Origin of the sequence: Colwellia sp. Bg11-28 (assembly GCF_002836245.1) — a bacterium.
GTDB classification, from domain to species: Bacteria; Pseudomonadota; Gammaproteobacteria; order Enterobacterales; family Alteromonadaceae; genus Colwellia; species Colwellia psychrerythraea_A.
Genome location: NZ_PJBA01000018.1, coordinates 987,507 through 1,005,940 on the forward strand (window position 1 = coordinate 987,507; position 18,434 = coordinate 1,005,940).

Annotated in this window: 14 protein-coding genes; 6 read left to right on the plus strand and 8 right to left on the minus strand. The window is 37.9% G+C overall.

Features of this window, described 5'->3' with window-relative positions:
• Positions 1-23: 23 nt before the first annotated feature.
• Positions 24-1,625 (minus strand): methyl-accepting chemotaxis protein, encoded by a 1,602-nt coding sequence (locus CXF79_RS21450; protein ID WP_101157794.1) that lies wholly within the window; start codon positions 1,623-1,625, stop codon positions 24-26.
• 331 nt (positions 1,626-1,956) lie between these two features.
• On the opposite strand from CXF79_RS21450, the gene CXF79_RS21455 reads away from it, so the two are divergent.
• Positions 1,957-2,406 carry a carboxymuconolactone decarboxylase family protein gene (locus tag CXF79_RS21455; protein ID WP_101157796.1) on the plus strand — a complete coding sequence of 150 codons (450 nt, stop codon included), beginning with the start codon at positions 1,957-1,959 and terminating at the stop codon, positions 2,404-2,406.
• Between the two features lie 53 nt (positions 2,407-2,459).
• On the plus strand, positions 2,460-3,278 hold the full coding sequence (locus CXF79_RS21460; protein WP_101157798.1) for a helix-turn-helix domain-containing protein: 819 nt from the start codon (positions 2,460-2,462) through the stop codon (positions 3,276-3,278).
• 23 nt (positions 3,279-3,301) lie between these two features.
• Here CXF79_RS21460 and CXF79_RS21465 read toward each other — a convergent pair whose 3' ends face one another.
• The 4 genes from CXF79_RS21465 to CXF79_RS21480 all read right to left on the minus strand — a co-directional run bounded on the left by CXF79_RS21465 (position 3,302) and on the right by CXF79_RS21480 (position 9,154).
• Entirely contained in the window at positions 3,302-4,900 is a 1,599-nt protein-coding gene (locus tag CXF79_RS21465; RefSeq protein ID WP_101157800.1) for a bacteriohemerythrin, read from the minus strand.
• Positions 4,897-6,945, minus strand: a complete 2,049-nt coding sequence (locus tag CXF79_RS21470; protein WP_101157802.1) for a GGDEF and EAL domain-containing protein — start codon at positions 6,943-6,945, stop codon at positions 4,897-4,899. Before CXF79_RS21470 ends, CXF79_RS21465 begins: the two co-directional genes overlap by 4 nt.
• Positions 6,946-7,223: 278 nt before the next feature.
• On the minus strand, positions 7,224-8,006 hold the full coding sequence (locus tag CXF79_RS21475; RefSeq protein WP_101157804.1) for a DUF4097 family beta strand repeat-containing protein: 783 nt from the start codon (positions 8,004-8,006) through the stop codon (positions 7,224-7,226).
• Positions 8,007-8,164: 158 nt separating this feature from the next.
• Complete coding sequence (locus CXF79_RS21480) at positions 8,165-9,154, minus strand: YeiH family protein (protein ID WP_101157806.1); 990 nt, start codon at positions 9,152-9,154, stop codon at positions 8,165-8,167.
• A 200-nt stretch (positions 9,155-9,354) separates the two neighbouring features.
• On the opposite strand from CXF79_RS21480, the gene CXF79_RS21485 reads away from it, so the two are divergent.
• Positions 9,355-10,245 (plus strand): LysR family transcriptional regulator, encoded by an 891-nt coding sequence (locus CXF79_RS21485; RefSeq protein ID WP_011045424.1) that lies wholly within the window; start codon positions 9,355-9,357, stop codon positions 10,243-10,245.
• A gap of 106 nt (positions 10,246-10,351) precedes the next feature.
• Here the strand turns inward: CXF79_RS21485 and CXF79_RS21490 are convergent, their stop codons facing one another.
• From CXF79_RS21490 to CXF79_RS21500, 3 genes are all read right to left on the minus strand, one after another.
• Entirely contained in the window at positions 10,352-12,862 is a 2,511-nt protein-coding gene (locus tag CXF79_RS21490; RefSeq protein WP_101157808.1) for an ABC transporter permease, read from the minus strand.
• 20 nt (positions 12,863-12,882) lie between these two features.
• Positions 12,883-13,575, minus strand: a complete 693-nt coding sequence (locus CXF79_RS21495) for an ABC transporter ATP-binding protein (protein ID WP_011045426.1) — start codon at positions 13,573-13,575, stop codon at positions 12,883-12,885.
• A gap of 121 nt (positions 13,576-13,696) precedes the next feature.
• Positions 13,697-14,992, minus strand: coding sequence for an efflux RND transporter periplasmic adaptor subunit (locus CXF79_RS21500; protein ID WP_101157810.1), 1,296 nt, complete (start codon positions 14,990-14,992; stop codon positions 13,697-13,699).
• A 235-nt stretch (positions 14,993-15,227) separates the two neighbouring features.
• Between CXF79_RS21500 and CXF79_RS21505 the strand changes: the two genes are divergently transcribed.
• The 3 genes from CXF79_RS21505 to CXF79_RS21515 all read left to right on the plus strand — a co-directional run bounded on the left by CXF79_RS21505 (position 15,228) and on the right by CXF79_RS21515 (position 18,434).
• Positions 15,228-15,422, plus strand: a complete 195-nt coding sequence (locus CXF79_RS21505) for a hypothetical protein (protein WP_101157812.1) — start codon at positions 15,228-15,230, stop codon at positions 15,420-15,422.
• A gap of 182 nt (positions 15,423-15,604) precedes the next feature.
• Entirely contained in the window at positions 15,605-17,056 is a 1,452-nt protein-coding gene (locus tag CXF79_RS21510) for a sigma-54-dependent transcriptional regulator (protein ID WP_101157815.1), read from the plus strand.
• Positions 17,046-18,434 (plus strand): sensor histidine kinase, encoded by a 1,389-nt coding sequence (locus CXF79_RS21515; protein ID WP_101157817.1) that lies wholly within the window; start codon positions 17,046-17,048, stop codon positions 18,432-18,434. Before CXF79_RS21510 ends, CXF79_RS21515 begins: the two co-directional genes overlap by 11 nt.

Here is an 18,434-nt window from a genome sequence, read left to right on the forward strand (position 1 = left end):
TGTGGCTTGGGTATAGAACACGATTAAGTACGGAATCGTTCAACAGATTTGTTAAAGCTAATCGCTAACTCTGTCATTTTCAATGAGGTGTCTCGGCTTTCCATACTGCCTTGGCACACCGCATCACCCACGGTTTTAAAGTCTTCTACCCATGAGCGCATATCTACCACTTGATGATGTGATTGCTCGGCCTGACTGGCCACTTCAGTACTTACATTACTTAAACTCAAGATGCTTGATTGAATTAATGACAGAGATTCAACTGTTTTTTGTGACAACGCAACGGCTTGATCAGCCTGCGTTTGGTTGCTTTCCATAGAAGTAACGATTTGAGAAATAGCGCCAACAATACCAGCCAGCATAGTATTAATTTCAATCGTAGACTGATGAGTACGTGTGGCAAGAGTTCGAACCTCATCGGCAACAACAGCAAAACCTCGACCAGACTCACCCGCTCTTGCTGCTTCTATTGCAGCATTGAGCGCTAGTAAGTTTGTTTGATCTGCAATACCTGCAATGGTGCTTACTACAGTAGAGACTTGATCACCCGATTTACGTAACTCAATTAACATTTCTGAGGACGCTTCAATATTGTTCGCTAATGAAGAAATACTTGTCGACGTTTTAGCTACTTGTTGTGCTCCGTTTTCAACTGCTTGCGCACCTTCTTTGGCTTGTTCAGCTGCACTATTTGATTGTTCAAAACCATTGGAGATTTGGCTTTCTAAGGTCACCATACTTGATAACAGCAACTCTATTTTTTCATTTAATAAATTAACTTGTACATCAGCATTTTCAGAAGTGGAACCCAGTACATCGACCAACTCATTTATGTTATTAGCGATATGTCTGACATCAGTAATACCACTATTAAAGGCTTTAAGTAGACGGTTAACACTATCAGCAGCAAGACCAATTTCATCATTAGAGAGTGTTGGTACAACCCTTGTTAGATCATAGTTTTTTGCTACCTGATCCAATTCTTCAGCCAATTCTCGAATAGGTAAAGCTATTTTTTTGTGGGAAAGGGTATAAGCAACTACTGCGACTGTCACTATGCTAGCAAGCAGAGCTAATACTAGTCGCTGAATATCAGCGATTTCAGTGTAGATTGCTGTCGAGCTATTATTCGCATCTTGGCTAACATCTTTACTTATTTTGGTTAACTTTTCAGAAACATTTCTTGAGTGCGTATCAACTTCGACTAAGATAGCTCGCGCGCCATCCCAATCAACTTCATCAGCGGTCATAACACGCTGAAGTTGAGTCATTACGGTAACTAATTCATTAATTTCTTCAACTATTGTTCGGTATTCTTGGTGCGACGATAATGCACCATTTGCCATCAATAATTGGTCCAGACGTTGCTTTTTTTCATTTATTACATTAGAGAATTCATTCGCCTCAATCATAGTTCCGTACAAGCCGTACGCCGCTATTTGTATAGCATCTAATGATTGTTTCACTTGTTGTAAATCACTTAACTCAGGCAAGGTTGCACCAATGAACTGGCTAGTTCGTTGCTTTACTTCACTCGCAGCACCAAACAAAGTTACTGAAGCCGCAATAGCGACAATTAAAACTAACAAATAACCTAGTAAGACTTTTTTACTAATTGAAGCCATTTAATTCCTCTGGAGTGTAATAAGCTGAGCATCGTACACTTATACACGAAAAAGAAATCAAATATAGGAACTTGTCTATAAAAATATAATTTACTCAGATATTTCATCACTATGATTCGAGCGATACATGAGACTTCAATGAGATAATGGCCTTCAACAATGATATCAATTTAAAAAGTTTTTTAATTGATACTCGTTATTTTTAGCCACTTAATAATTATCCAATATGGATATCGTCACAACGGTTAATAATAAAGTAATACATGTCGAATTTATTCAATAAGTATCATTTTCCAGAGTTTATGATTATTTTTTAAAAAGGAGTAAGCCCATGACTACACGATTAAATTACTTTGCCACCTCGCCTAAAGCGATGGATATTTTATTAAACCAAGAGAGCTACCTTGATGAAGCATTTAAAGGGAATAAACTGCTATTAGAATTAGTAAAAATAAGAGTTTCACAAATTAATCAATGCGCACTGTGTATTGATATGCACAGCAAAGACGCACTAAAACTTGGAGAAAGTTTCGATCGTATTTATGGCTTAAACGCTTGGCGTGATATGACATGCTATTCAAGAAAAGAACAATGCTCGTTACAATGGGCAGAACTTATTGTATCAGACCAACCCGCTACAGATATTGAATACCAATCCGTTTTGCAAGTGTTAGGCGAGCAAACCTTGGTTGATTTAACCATAGCGATTAATGCCATTAGTAGTTGGAATCGTATTGCCAAAGCATTTAAGCCAGCCGTAGGCAGTTTCGATGCCAATTAACGCGATTTAAAACAGGATTGAGCTAAAAAGCATCTTTAAGGAGTCCGCTAAGCGTGCCAGAGCATTTAGATTTTACATTATTCCAACCTAAGGGACGCTTAGCTTCTATTGTACAAGGCGTGTGGTCAACTTCTGTTGCTATACATAGCCCAAATAACATAAAAAGATGGCTACACAGTGATGCCTGTAGTGGATTTTTGTTTAATCTAAGTGAGCCAATACAGTTAAATGACCTATCAATTTCTACCGGTGGCGTGCTGCTGCCAGTAAGTAAACAAGCACAAACAATTACCTTACCTCCCGGCGCAGTGGTGGTTGGCGTTCGCTTTCATCCAGCAATGAGTTTTGCCATTTTAGGCAACATTTATCAGCAAGCTACCCAGATAAAGAAATCTGAAACTAATATTCTTTCACTGCAAACACTTGGTAATCAGCTTGAGCAAGCAAAAGGCCATTACGCCCGTATTGTGGTATTTTATCGATGGTTAAATACCATGCTACTAACAATTGATAATATCCCTGCCCCTTTAATGTCAGCTTTAAAAGCATTAGAAGATAAAAAATCACCAGGGGAGTTGAGTAATCATGTGCTTTTAAGCCAACGGCAAATTGAACGGCACTTTCAAAAATGGTTGAATATGACGCCAAAATATTATCAAAGAATATCACGAGTCAAAAATGCGTTAAAAGTACTTAAACTTCATCCGGAAACAGCACTAGCCGATTTAGCGCTAAGCATAGGTTTCACCGATCAGGCGCACATGACCAGAGAGTTTAAGTATATCGCTAGAATCACCCCTAAGCATTATGCTCAAAAAGTGATTGATGATAAGAGCAATGCTCTATCAATAATAAAACCAAAAGTTGGCTAAGCATTGAATATTAATTAACACAACTATTTGAAGCTCGATTCTTCTATAGATAAAGCATAAGACTTATATTCCATATCAGCCTTTAAGATATGCTTAGCTAGCCAATTATAAAGAAACATGGCTATTTTATGGTGTACATCAAGATCATAATCATCGAGTTTACCTCGTAGTAAGTGAAATTTTTCTCTTAATTCACCATGCTTCTTAATGTGCCCTTCAGTGTCGGGGTAATTAATTTGTCTTAATAAGTTTTCCTCAGATTCAAAATGTAAATCAATATAAGAGGATAAACTTTGAAAGAGCATAATTGCAGCCTCCTTATTATCTTGATGGAAGAAGTCATTAATCATAGTAAAGAGCACTTTATGCTGTTCATCTATTTCTATATTGCCAATAGAATATTCCGCAATCCATTGAATACCAACTTTATCGGCTACTTTATGATGAGAGATAATCTCTATCGGATTTTTTACCGCTTTAGTCACGCTATTTAAAATGGCACTTTTCTTCAATGGTTTAATTAGGTAACCACTTAGTCCGAATGGGATCCAACGCTTAATGACCGATTTATCCTTATGATGGGCATACGCAATCACAGGTACTTTATTACCCTCTTCACGAATCAATCTTGTAACTTCTAGGCCATTAATTATTGGTAAGTCGTAGGCTAATAGCACTACATCTGGTTTGAAGGTTCGGATTTTTTCTAGTGCTGCTTGTCCGTCATTGACTAAAGCATATATAAATACCGTGTCAGCAAATATTTCCTCAATCACTTTGGTAAATAAATCAGAAGATTCTGCAATTAGTATTTTATAGCGAGACGTTTTAAGACATGCCTTTTCAGCATCCTCTGTAGTTAATAGATCCGTATTAACACCAATAACTGTTTTCTTTTTCGGTATATGGAGTTTTTCAATTCCCTGCTTTATTGACTGATTATTGGCTTTTAATTTTATTAATTGGTCTACAATTTTTTGAATACTACTCGAAACATTTTCATTAATGTCGCCAACCGAGAGTCCTATTAAATTTTGTAAAACCGCTTTGGCTTCCTTATTATCTAGCGCTTCATTTGTTGCCGATAAAATCTCATTTTCACATTTACTTACTTCCTGAGTAAATGATTTTTTCAAGGCGACTCCGTGTTCTATACAAGACGCCAGTTCATCTTCACCTTCTGAAATAAGCTGCTCTAAACTACTATTCTTATGGTTTTCTATTAGCTGTAATTCTTGTAACAAAACCAGCTTTAACCGATAAGGGTTGTTTAACGGGTTGATAATGACATAGTTATCAAATAGGCCATTTTCACAGGCTAAATAAGCACGGTAAGTTTCACGGTTACTAATGAGTAAAATAGCACTATGTGGCGCAATTTTTTGTTCGTACTCTTCTAAATAATTAATATAAAATTGGATGGTATTTTTAACATTGTTAGACGCTAGCAATAACACTTTAGGTTTCATTAACGTTATATCATGCAACTTTTTTGGATTATATTTGTAAGATTTAAATGAAAGCTCTAATTCCATTATTTGTTGAATAGCCGGCTCTACGCTATCACGGTCTTGGTAAACCATAATAACATCGGGATGATTTGGTAAGCTTATTTGACTCATAAGTGATTTATCGCTTTAAGTGTTTTTATTTCATTGTTTTTTAAAGAAAAGTCAGCGAGCCAAACTTGAAAATCATGTGCTCTAAGAGGCCGACTGTAGAGATAACCTTGTTGATTGAAACAACCTAAGTCACTTAATTTATCGGCTTGTTCTTGTGTTTCTATTCCTTCAGCAATCACATCTACCTTAAACGTTTTTGACAACAAAATGGTTGCCATCACAATCGCAACATCTTCAGGACAATGTTCAATGTTATCAACAAAACACTTATCAATTTTTACATTATCAATAGGTAAGCTTTTCAAACGTTGTAAGGAGGAATACCCAGTACCGAAGTCATCAATGGCGACTTTAACCCCTAACTCTCTTAAGGCACATAAAATCGGGGTATGGTAGTTATTGTCTTCTGAGAAGAGTGATTCTGTCACTTCAAGTTCAATAGACTCAGCAGGTAACATTTCATCTACTAATGTCTTTTTCACTTGGGCGAGAAGATCATTTCGTTCAAATTGTCGTAGTGAAACATTAATTGCCATAACCCCAGTAAAGATATTTTTAATACGCCACTGTCTTAATTGCTGGCATGCCGTTTTTAAAACAAAATAACCAAGCTCTTTAATAGATCCGTTAGCTTCAGCGATTGGAATAAATAAATCAGGAGGGATTAACCCTTGCTCAGGGTAATTCCACCTAATTAAACACTCAACACCATATACTTCGTGGGTTTTTGTATTTACTTGTGGTTGGTACCAAACTTCAAATTGATCTTTTTCAATCGCTTGGGTAATTTCACTCTCAAGCTCTAGCCTTTGCTGTATATGAGCCTTCTCTTTAACATCAAAAAATGAGTAATGATTACCTCCTGATTTTTTTATCTTATACATAGCAACATCAGCGAATGAAATAAGCTCCCTCACATCCTCAGAATCTGAAGGAAATTGGCTAACGCCAATACTAATTGTTGTCTTAAATTCACCATATTTAGTTTGAAAAGGGACTTCAAAAAGAGAGAGTATCTGCAAGCATATTTTGTCTAGATTTTTTAGTGCTTTCTCGCCTTCAATAACAACAATAAACTCATCTCCACCAGTACGCGCTATAATGTCATTATCTCGTAACTTTGCTTCAAACCGGTTAGCAACACTCTTTAAAAGCTCATCCCCTACATCATGACCAAGCGAGTCATTAATCATCTTAAAGCGGTCTAAATCACAAAAAAGCACAGCGAAATAGGTCGGTTGTTCTTGATGAAGTACGCATAAATGGTTCAATTTTTCAAAAAGTAAATGCCGGTTAGGTAAACTAGTTAATGAATCATGGTAGGCATGAAAGTGCAGCTCTTCTTCGGACTTTTTTCGATTGGTGATATCTGTAAATTGGCAAATATAATTAGAAATTTGACTCTCTTTATTTCTAATACTGCTGATATTTAACCATTCAGGATACACTTCCCCATTTTTACGTTTATTCCAAATTTCCCCTTGCCAAGAACCTTGGTCAATTATTTGTTGCCAAAACTTTTTATAAAAATATTTATCCTGTTTCCCTGAATTTAAAATGGCAGGTGTTTTACCTATAACTTCTTCTTCACTGTACCCGGTTATATTTGAGAAGCTTTTATTGACCGTTTGTATCAATCCTTGATTATCAGTCACAATGATCGCTTCATTGGTATGATCGAATATTTGTTCAATGATAGAAGTTTTTGTTAGTTCGGCATAATTGCTTTCTTGAATAAATAGCAATATTTGTTCTGAATTTTGAGTCTGCTGGCGAAAGTAGCAAGTTTCTACTGGGAGGTTACTACCGTCTTTACGAGTGAGCATTGAATGATAATGTCCATAAATAGCACTTTTCCCTGATAATATTTTCTTTGCCGAACAGTTATCAATTTCATCTATATTTTGACCAAGTACATTTTCTTTTAGAAATCCTGTCATAGCGAGAAACTGTTCATTTACTTCCTCTAATTCGCCATTGAGATTTAAGACCAATATTCCGGTATCAATTTCACCTTGAGCTAATCCTTTATCTAAAAGTGTCATCCCAAGTAATTCCTTTTATTAAGATGAGAGCTCACCTCTGAAATATATTCTTCATATACTTATATATTAGTTATATATTAGTTATAATTCAATATAATGCAATTTTTTACCTACTCAATATTATGTCTTGTCTGTGAATTTTTCCTGAGCGGGAAATAACTGAATTATCAGGGTGCATTATTGACGCTGAGTCATATTTTTTACATAAAAAAAGCGTAATAGATAACTATTACGCTTTGAAAATGGCATTGAAAATAGGGTGAGATTTAATGTCTACGTTATATCTCTTTTATACGCACGCTTCCACCGCTGGTTTTTAATACCAACTCAGGTCCGCCGCCATTGATAGTACCTTCAATTGAGCGTTTAGTGATTTTTCCATCAACGGTAAACTCACTTGATACACGCCCACCACTCGTTTTAGCCGAAAGGTTTACAGCTACATTTTTAACTAAATAAGCAGTAATAGAACCACCAGAAGTTTTGACCTTGCTATCTTTGGTCGGTTTTGTTGGTAATTTAAGCTCAATACTGCCACCAGAGGTATGGGCATCAATTTTTCCGATGATATTATCCAGATCTAAACTGCCCCCTGAGGTTTTAATATCAACATTGCCTTGTATATCCTCTAATGAAATCGAACCACCTGAGGTATAAGCGTCTACTTCACCTTCAAGGTCTTCAATTTCGATAGAGCCACCACTGGTATTAAGATCTACATTATAAGTTTGCGGTAGAGTAACTTTATAGGTGACTCTTATATGGTTATTACCGAAGCTAAAGCCACTACGATCGAAATCACCTTTAATGGTGACATCGTCACCATTATTTTTAAAACTGACTTCCATGTCGTCTTCATTTTTTCCAGTGATTTCGACTTCAACAAGTACCGTTTCTTTTGCATGCGTTTCAATATCAATAGCACCAACATCAGTCGCAATTTTCAGTAAACCGCCATTGGCAACAGTAAACTCTTTATTAATGGTTTTGGCTTGTAAACCACCAGCCATTAACAAAAGAGCGATAGGTGCATATTTAAAAGTATTGTTCATCTTTAACATTAGGTATCTCCGTATATCTTTATTGGAATTTTCATGACAAGTGAATAAGTTTACTGCTCACTTAGCCAATTTTTTGGTCATTATTAAGTGAGATGCAACAAAGAAGTAAAAGGTTTAAAGCTAATTTTTATTTAAATAATAATTAAATACTTCAGCCCTTAGGCTAACCACGAACTTAAGAAAAAACCACCAATGATTAAAATAATAAAGAGTAATAATGCCAGTATTAGAGGTTTAGGTCCCGCTTCTTTAATAGTTGCCCACTGGGTTTGGGCGCCTAAAGCTGCCATTGCCATCGCTAAAGAAAATTGGCTGGCAAAACTCAATACTGTTTTAAGAAGTTCAGGCAAGATGACGATACTATTAATCATGGCAGTAGCCATAAAACCGAAAACAAACCAAGGAATAGCGATAACACTTTTTTCACGTTTAGTTTCACTATCTGTGCCAATACGATTTAGTGCTGCACTTAGCATCAGAATAAATGGCGCTAACATCATCACTCGAATAAGCTTAACAACAACGGCCGTTTGCATAGTCTCGCCATTAATACTTTGCCCAGCAGCAACCGCTTGTGCGACTTCATGGGCAGTACTACCAATATAAATACCAAAAGACTGGTCGGTCATATCAACCCATTGATAAATAAACGGGTAGATAAACATCGCTAACGTACCGAAAAGCACGACAGTCGCAATGGCAATAGTAATGTGCTGTTGCTTTGGTTTAAGTACCGACTCAGTAGCAAGTATCGCTGCCGCACCACATATAGCACTACCAGCCGCAGTTAAAATGGCAACATCACGATGTAACTTCAAGACTTTAATGCCAACAACAGTACCCACAGTGAAAATTGTACTTATCATCACTAAGTCAATAACAACAGCTTGCCAGCCAACGGCCAATATTTGCTGAAAACTGAGGCCAAAACCAAATAATATAATGCCAAATCTCAGTAATTTCTGTTTGCAAAAAGTCGAAAAAAGTTGGTCTCTTTCATCTTCAACTCTCAATGAAAAATGCCCATAAAACATGCCAAAAACAATCGCTAATGGTAAAGCACTCAAACCAAAAGCAGATACTTGCTCTACTTTTGCTAAAGCAATTGCCAATAGGGCAATGATGGGAAGAACTATATAAGTGGGCATAACGAATCTCTTGTCTAATAAATGACTGTGTGTTTACACGTGATCACCAAAGAGTAATCACTTTATGGAATATAATATAACGGAAAGTTTTAAATAAGAATAATGGATTGATTCGATGTATAGTATTCAAAAAACCGAACCAAAGGTGCTGAGTTAAAACTGAGCACTCAGGCCAATAATTTTTAGGGGGAAATGAAGCTATGAGTATATCGATAAAAAAACTTCAACTGTTTGAAGCGACTGCACGCTTAGGGAAACTCACGAAAGCAGCCAGTGAACTCTCTTTAAGCCAATCAGCCGCCAGCCAAGCGTTAAAAGAATTAGAACAGAGTTTAGGTTACCCATTATTTGAGCGGACTGGTCGAGATTTATTGATCACCGAAAATGGTCTTAAGTCGTTGCCTAAAGTACGTCAAATAAGCGATTTACTTGATAGCTTAAAACTGGCCAATTTAAACACCATGAGTGGTGTATTGCGAGTAGTAGCCAGCGCCACCATCGCCACTTATTTACTACCTCAATTGATTGCAAAATTTGTAAAAATTTACCCTGAGGTTATACCTGAAATACATATAGGTAATACCCAAATGGTGATAGATTATTTAGATAAAGGTAAAGCCTCTATTGGTTTAATAGAAGGCCCTGCAGTGCATAGACATTTACAAATAACGCCATGGCAAGTGGATAAATTGCAAATTTTTTGCGCACCTGAACATTCATTAGCAGAAAAAGCGACTATCAATCTCGAACAGCTGCAGCAATACTCATGGGTATTGCGTGAACATGGCTCAGGAACACGCGCAATATTTGATGCTGCAATTGAACAAATGGGTGCCCAAATTAGCTTAGGTATTGAATTGACTAGACAGAGTGCTATAAAAGAATCGGTCAAAGCCGGTTTAGGCTTAGGTTGTCTGTCACAACTTAGCATTGCTGAAGAGCTAAATAACGGTGGATTAATTGCGTTACATTCACCATTAAATTTGTCTCGTCGTTTTGCTTTAGTCACCAATAAAAATAGCTATCACAACTCGCTAGCCCAAACATTCATTGATTACTTAATGGATGAGCCTCTGACAAGTAGAGGTTAATAGAAGCATAAAAACGGCAATGAAAAATATTCACTGCCGTTTTAGGTTTAGGTTTTGGTATTAGCGACTTATTACTCGCCTTTCTTTCATTATTAGCGCTAAACGCTTATTCATACCTAAGTGCCTTGATTGGATTTTTTCTCGCTACTTTAGCAGCATTACCGCCCACAGTGCTCCACGCAATAATCAGTGATAACAAACCAACACCTAAACATATTGGTACCAGCCAAATAGCATCTATGCGATAAGGAAATGCTTCTAACCAGGTTAGCATCAAGTAGGCAGAGATAGGCCAAGCAATGAGATTAGCCAACACTACTGGCTTGGAGAATTGCCAAATAAGTAAACCAACAATATCTTTAACACTCGCGCCCATCACTTTTCTGATACCGATTTCTTTGGTTCTTCTTTCTACCGTGAAAGCAGATAAACCATATAAACCTAAACAAGCTATAACAATGGCTATCAATGAAAACACCAAGAATAACTGGGCGGTGGTGAGCTCATCATTGTATTGCGCTTTCATCATTTCACTCAAAAACTCTAAGTTAATAGGCTGCATTGGTACGTTGTTCTTCCACACACCTTCAATCGCACGAATCAAATTAGGAATATTATTGGTATCAAAAGAGATATTGGCTACCCGAAAACGTTCTGGATTCAACGTATATACTGAAGCTCTAACGCCAAACTTAATTGAGCGAAAGTAAACATCTGGGATAACGCCAATGATAGTTAAATGCTGTGTTCCGCGGATATCACTTTCCAATGTTTTACCAATAGCCTCTTGCGCACTGCTGAAACCGAACTTTTTCAAGGCCGAGCTATTGAGTACCACACTTGATTGACCCACTGTATCTTTAGCAACGTCTTTAATGGTGTCTGAACCAAAATTTTCATCAAACAAACGGCCTGCTATCGGCTTCACTTGATAAGCTTCAAAAAATCCATAACCCATATTATGGTAATTCATCAATTCAGCTTCATTAGCTCCTCCATTGGCATGTGCTTCAAGTAGCTTAAAATTATTATTATTCTCATTGTCTTGCGATGGTGCCTCAGAAGAAAACGTTACACTCGTTACTTCAGACAAATTTAATAACTCTTGCGTTAAACTTGGTAAGTTATCCCCGGCGTTGCGAATACTAAGCACCAGTTTGTTATCACTTTCATAACCAACCGCCATGTTATTAGAGAAAATCGTTTGGCCATAAACAACCAAGGTTGAAATCACTAAAATAATGGATGTCGCGAATTGAAAAACCACCAACACGCTTCTAAATTTTGCCGAACTTTTCGACTCAACACTTTTACTCGATTTTAGAATTTGTCCAGGTAAGAAGCGTGATAAATACAATGCAGGATAAATGCCCGCGCCAATACCCACACAAACAGCCAGCCCAATTAAGGTGAACAATAAACTTGGATCATTCATTAGATGTAAAGCTAACTCTTTACCTAACACTTCATTATAAAATGGTAATGCTAATTCAACAGCGACCAAGGCAAACAATAAAGAGAGTAAAACTAAGGCAATCGCCTCGCCTAAAAATTGAATAGCCACTTGAGTTCGGCTAGCGCCTAAGACCTTACGCATAGCAACTTCGCGCGCTCTTTTACTGGCTTTAGCGGTAGATAGGTTCATAAAATTAATACAAGCAATAAGTAACACTAAGCTTGCGACAATAATAAAGGTAGTAATCATTTTACTATCGCCCATAGGGGTTAAATCCCCGCCATTACCCGCGTGGCTTTTGGCATGTAAATGCAAGTCTGCCACTGGCATTACTCGCAGTTTAATTAAATCGGTAACCTGCTTACCTGAGGCTTTTTCACCTAAAATATTAACAAGCATCTCAACCAGTGGACTTTCATTATTCATCCAAAAATTAATACGTTCTTGTAATTGCTCTGAAGAAATACCCGGATTCAATTTAAAATAGGTATAAACATTTAAGCTGGTCCAAGTATTTAACATGCCATCATTATCGCTAAACAAGGCTGGCTGTAAATAAATCACCATATCGGTATTTAAATGCGTCGCATCGGGTAAATTTTTCATCACTCCAGTGATAGTCAACGTTGCTGTATTGCCGGCAACACAGCATACGGTAAGCGTCTCACCAATAACGTCACTTTTACCAAAGTATTTGTAAGCTAAATCTTCAGTGATAACCAAGTCCATTGGTTTATTAAAGGAAGACTCTTTAGAGCCATGAATAAAAGGTAAATCAAAAACATTAAAGAAACTGCCATCAACCATAGTAAATTGTTCTGGAAAGGCATTTTCATTTTGTCTTACTGTCATATCAAACTGAATAAAACGTACGCCGGTTTCAATTTCATTTTTAGCAAAATCACGAATTGCTTCCATCATGCTACCCGCTGAACGGACAGAATCAAACGGTTCTTGATTAGGGATAGAATAGGCAGTGTGCGTACGTACTAGTTGACCATGATCTTTAATCCAGGTATCAAAACCGGATTCTTGGCGAACAAATAACATGATTAAAATACAGCTCATCAAACCGATGGCGAGACCAAAAATGTTAATAACCGAAAAAATACCGTTTTTAATGATATTACGCCAAGCGGTAATAAGGTAATTGTGAAACATAAAATTCTCCTAATTAGCAATTAAGCCGTTTGCTCAGCAGCACGAACACTTTGTGCAACCACATGACCATCAAATAAATTGATAGTACGTCTAGCGTAATCAGCATGTGCTGGGCTATGTGTCACCATCACTATAGTAGTGCCTTCATCGTTAAGTGCTTGTAACATTTCCATTACTTCTTGACCGTGTGCACTGTCTAAATTACCCGTTGGTTCATCGGCCAAAATCATTTTTTGATCACCAACAACCGCTCTAGCGACTGCGACTCGTTGTTGTTGCCCGCCAGATAACTGACTTGGTAAGTGCTTAGCGCGATGGGCAATACCCACTTTATCCATGACCTTTTCAACTTTAGCTTTGCGCTCTGCTGCTGGAATATTGTGATAAATTAAGGCTAATTCAATATTTTCAGCAACGGTTAACTCATCAATCAAATTAAAGTTTTGAAAGATAAAACCAATGCTTTTTTTACGAATAACGGAAAGCTGTTTTTCTGAATAACCAGCAACATTTTCGCCATTAAAGATATAATCACCACTACTGGGTGAATCCAACATACCAATAGTATTAAGTAAGGTTGATTTACCACAACCTGATGGTCCCATAATGGCAACAAACTCGCCTTGGGCAATTTCAATATTTACATTGTTTAAGGCTGATGTTTCTACATCTTCAGTTTGATATACGCGTGTTAAATTATGTAGTTTTAGCATGGTAAATTCCTTTGCTCTTCACGAGTCTTTTAATGTTCTGTTCAGTGATGAATTATGTTTATTACTTGTTATGTAAAGCTGTTCATTGCGGCCAGATAATCAGCCGCTAACGTGTGATTCACTAATTAAAGTTAAGGCGCTGCATCTCTTGGTAGCTGCTATAAGGGCTAGTGACAACTTGTTCACCAAGTTCAAGTCCTTCAATAACTTCTATAAATTGGTTATTTCGTCGTCCTAGGCGCACATTACGCTTCACCGCTTCGCTACCATTTGGGCTAACAACAAACATCCACTTGCCGCCAGTATCTTGAAAAAAGGCACCATTGGGGATCAACAGTGCTTCACTCGCATCGCCAAGTGTCAGCTTGATTTGAATGGTTTGTCCGCGGCGAATGCCTTTGGGCTGCTCGGAGGTAAATTTAAAATCGACTTCAAATTGACCGTTTTGCACTTGTGGATAGACTTTGGCAATGACTAAGGAGTAATTTTTATAGGTCGCCGTTTGACCAATATCGACACGGCCTAGGTAAAATTCATCAATAAAAGCAGTGAGCTTATAATCGTTAGGTGTATCTATTTGTCCAAGACGCTCACCGCGGGCAATGCTTTGGCCTACTTCAACATTAAAGCCAGATAACTTACCTGCTACCGGCGCTTTAACATTCATGTTGTCTAAATTTTGACGTGAAATAGCCAAGTTACTTTCTAAACGACGACTCGTGTCTCTTAAAAACGTGAGTTGCTCTCCTTGCATACGAGCATCTGATTGCTGACTTTCAATAGTTAGCGCCAATCGGTCTTGATACCAAGTTAAGGTATCTTCAGTGTCTTCCATTTTCGATTTGGTAATCGCACCCGTTGCGATAAGCGATTGTGAACGGTCAACTTGGCGAGTTAACAATTTAATTTGGTGCTTAATATCAACGATGTTACGTTTATGTTGTAGACGATTCTGCTCTAAATTTAACTCAATAGAGCGCATATTATTTAGTTGCTCTGCGACGCGTGTTTCATTGCCTAATACACTGAGCTGCAGTGAAGCATTAGACAACTCTACGATAAGATTACCCGCCGTTAAGCTCGCGCCATCTTCCACTAGAATCTTTTCTACACGTCCTCCTTCAATGGCATCCAAATAAACTGTTTTTGCCGGCGTAACTCGACCACGGATAGGGATGAAATCTTCAAAAACTCCTGAAGTTACTTTTGAAATAACTACCCGGCTATTATCTACTGATAATACTTTCCCCGTACTCTTACTAGCGATCATATAACCCGCAAAAACAACGATGAGCATGATCAAGGTTAGACTTAGCCATTTTTTCATTGGGCTAGCATTGGTGGTGACTTTACGATCCATTCCTGCACCCGAAACGGCATTAGTTACAGAAGTGAGCGGTGTGGTATTTTTTGTCATATTAACTTTTGTCATAGTAGTTTTGTCGCAATAATTTTATCGTAATAAGCTCTCAATAACGGAGCTGGCCTAAACCAAGAATAAATAAATTTAACGTTCTCTTTAGCCTTAGTAATCCAATAATCATTCCAACTTGTAATCGATTGTTTTTATTGCTTTTTATAAATAGTTGCTAAAATAACCTAGATTAAAACTGTACGTTTATGAACAGTAGGTGTACGTTAATGAACACTTTATGCAGTATATACCCAAGCCACTTGAAGATGCGTGTTTCAGGACGCTTGAACAATTCATGATCAAGGCGCCTCATTTTATTAAGGGTTATTCCCTTAAAAAAGGAGGCAACGAAGAACATGGTTTGCTCAGACGTCCCCGCAGGGCTGGTTTAGAAACGCTTTATGCTATGTTATTGATTTCGACAATAGAATAACTATTCTCTTCAATCAATGCCTTGCCTAAAGGTATTTCTAATGCCAGCTGAAACCTGCATCTTCAGGTAGTTTGGGTATGGATTACTAAAACGACTGAAAAAAGCTAAGCGGTATCCAAAGACAACCTAGGCACTATCTAAGTACTGCCATTGCACTGACCAAAATTGAAGGGTGATTAAGCGTGAAGAAAGAAGGAAAAATTCTCATTGTTGATGACGATGAAGATATTTTAACGGCAGGTAAGTTATTACTAAAACGCCACTTTTCACAGGTAAGTACCTGCAATGTACCTGAACACATTCCTCGCTTTATTAACGATCAGCATTTTGATGCCATTATTTTGGATATGAATTTTGGTCCGGGTGAAAGCTCTGGTGCGCAGGGATTTTATTGGCTACAAAAGATATTAGAAATTAAGCCAGAAAGCGTCATTATCATGATCACCGCCCATGGTGGCGTTAATGTGGCAGTTGAAGCAATGAAGCTAGGCGCCACCGATTTTATTGCCAAACCTTGGCAAAATGAAAAAGTTATCGCAACGGTATCAACTGCAGTTTTACTGGGCAGAAGCCGTAGTGAAACGCAAAAATTACGTGAAACTAATAAAGTATTAGTACAAGCGAGTAACCCGGCAAGCCAGCAAAATATGCTCGGCCAATCTCAAGCGATGCAGCAGATACAATCGTTAATCGCTCGATCTGCACCAACTGAAGCTAATGTGATGATATTGGGTGAAAATGGGACTGGCAAAGAGTTAGTTGCCCGAGAGATACATCAACAAAGCGCTCGCGCTCAACAAGTGTTTATGTCTGTTGATTTAGGCGCAATCAGCGAAACTTTATTCGAAAGTGAATTGTTTGGTCATAAAAAGGGTTCTTTTACTGGCGCACAACAAGATAGAGTTGGCCGGTTACAAGCGGCAGATGGTGGTACCTTATTTTTAGATGAGCTAGGAAACCTACCTCTTCATCTACAAGCAAAATTACTGACTGTATTAGAGCAGAGAAAAGTCACCCCCCTGGGTGCAAATAAAGCTATCGCCTTTAATGTTAGGGTCGTGTCAGCAACTAACTTATCTAAAGAAACGTTAAAAGATGAACAGCATTTCCGACAAGATTTATTATTTAGACTCAACACCGTTGAAATTAATTTGCCGCCTTTGCGCGAACGTAGCAGCGATATAACATTACTAGCCAGCCATTATGTCGACTTTTACGCAAAAAAATATCAGCAACAAGGTAAAGGTGTTAAACAGTTGAGTGATGACGCATTAGCAGCAATATCCTCTTATTCATGGCCCGGTAACATCAGAGAACTGCGCCACGCAATTGAGCGTGCGATGATATTAAGCCAATCTGAAATGCTGACTTCGGGTGATTTTCAGCTTGATGTCCCTAGCCATGTTAAACCAAGTCAATCGGCATCAACTTCAAAGCACAAGGTAATAGCAAATCAGTTTGAAACAACCAGCGCTGAGATAATGCTACCAGAAGAGCTGAATTTAGAGCAAATTGAGAAAAATGCTATCGCTTTAGCCCTTAAAAAGCATCGATTTAATATAAGTCATACCGCAAAAGAACTTGGCTTAACACGTGCTGCACTCTACCGCCGGATGGAAAAACATGGACTTTAAACGCTTTTCACTCTTAATAGCCACGCGCACTATTTTAGCCATGCTCACGTTGATTTTTCTCACGCAAGCAATTATGAGTGATGGTTATCACGCGACCGTACTGTTGCTTTCGGCAGTATTACTGATACAGTTCTTTGAAATAACACGTTTTATTTCAAAGACCAATGCAGAATTAGTCCGCTTTTTTGAAGCCGTCCGTCATGCCGATTTTTCACAACGCTTTGAGCTAAAATCCCTTGGTACAGGATTTGATGAATTGGGTTCCACCTTTACTGATATTCTAAAACGTATTCAACGTGTGCGTTCAAATCAAGAGGCCGAACTACGACATATTAAAGCCATTATTGAACATGTCCCAGTACCGCTGTTAAGTATTGATCATAATGGTAAAATTACTTTATGGAACAATAGCGTCAGGCGCTTATTTGGTACCAATGCAGTCACCCATATAGATGATATGGCACAGTTTAATGAAGACTTCCCAAAAAAATTACAAAGTATTTTAGCGGGTGAGCGCACACTAGTTCATATCACTATTGATGACATGGAACATAAGCTCATTATCTCGGCGACTGAAATAACGACAGCAACACAGCAAGAAACCTTACTGAGTATGCAAGATATTCAAAGTGAGCTAGCCCTCGCTCAATTGCAAGCATGGCAAGACTTGGTCAGTGTCTTAACTCACGAGATAATGAATAGTATTACGCCGGTAGCATCACTGGCTAAAACAGCTGTAGATTTAGTTCAAGATGTACAAGAAAAAACCCGGACCTTACCCGCTATTACCGACGAGATAACTGAAGAATTAGACGATGTATTAGGAGCAGTAAAAACTGTCGCTAGGCGAAGTGATGGCTTAATGCAGTTTGTCACCAGCTACCGTCGTTTAACACGCCTGCCCTCGCCTAATAAAAAAACAATATCAGTAGCGACTATATTCGACCACGTCACAACGTTAGCCAAGCAGAATTGGCAAAAAGATAACATTGAACTAACCGCGAGCATCACTCCTCAAGCTTTAGATATTCATGTTGATCCAGATATGATCGAACAAATATTGCTTAACTTATTGTTAAATGCTGAACACGCGTTAATTACAACAGCAGGAGTAATAGAGAAGAAAAACAGTACACCAAAAATAGCATTAAACGCATTTTTAAATGTCCGTGGCCATGTCATCATTGAAGTTGCTGATAATGGTAAAGGTATTGAAAATAAAAACATGACACAAATTTTTGTACCCTTTTTCACTACCAAAAAAGAAGGTTCGGGTGTCGGTTTAGCTTTAACAAGACAAGTGATGTTAGCTCATAATGGCAAGGTTGCTGTGCGTAACAATAGCCAAGGTGGCGCAACCTTTAGTTTAACTTTTTAA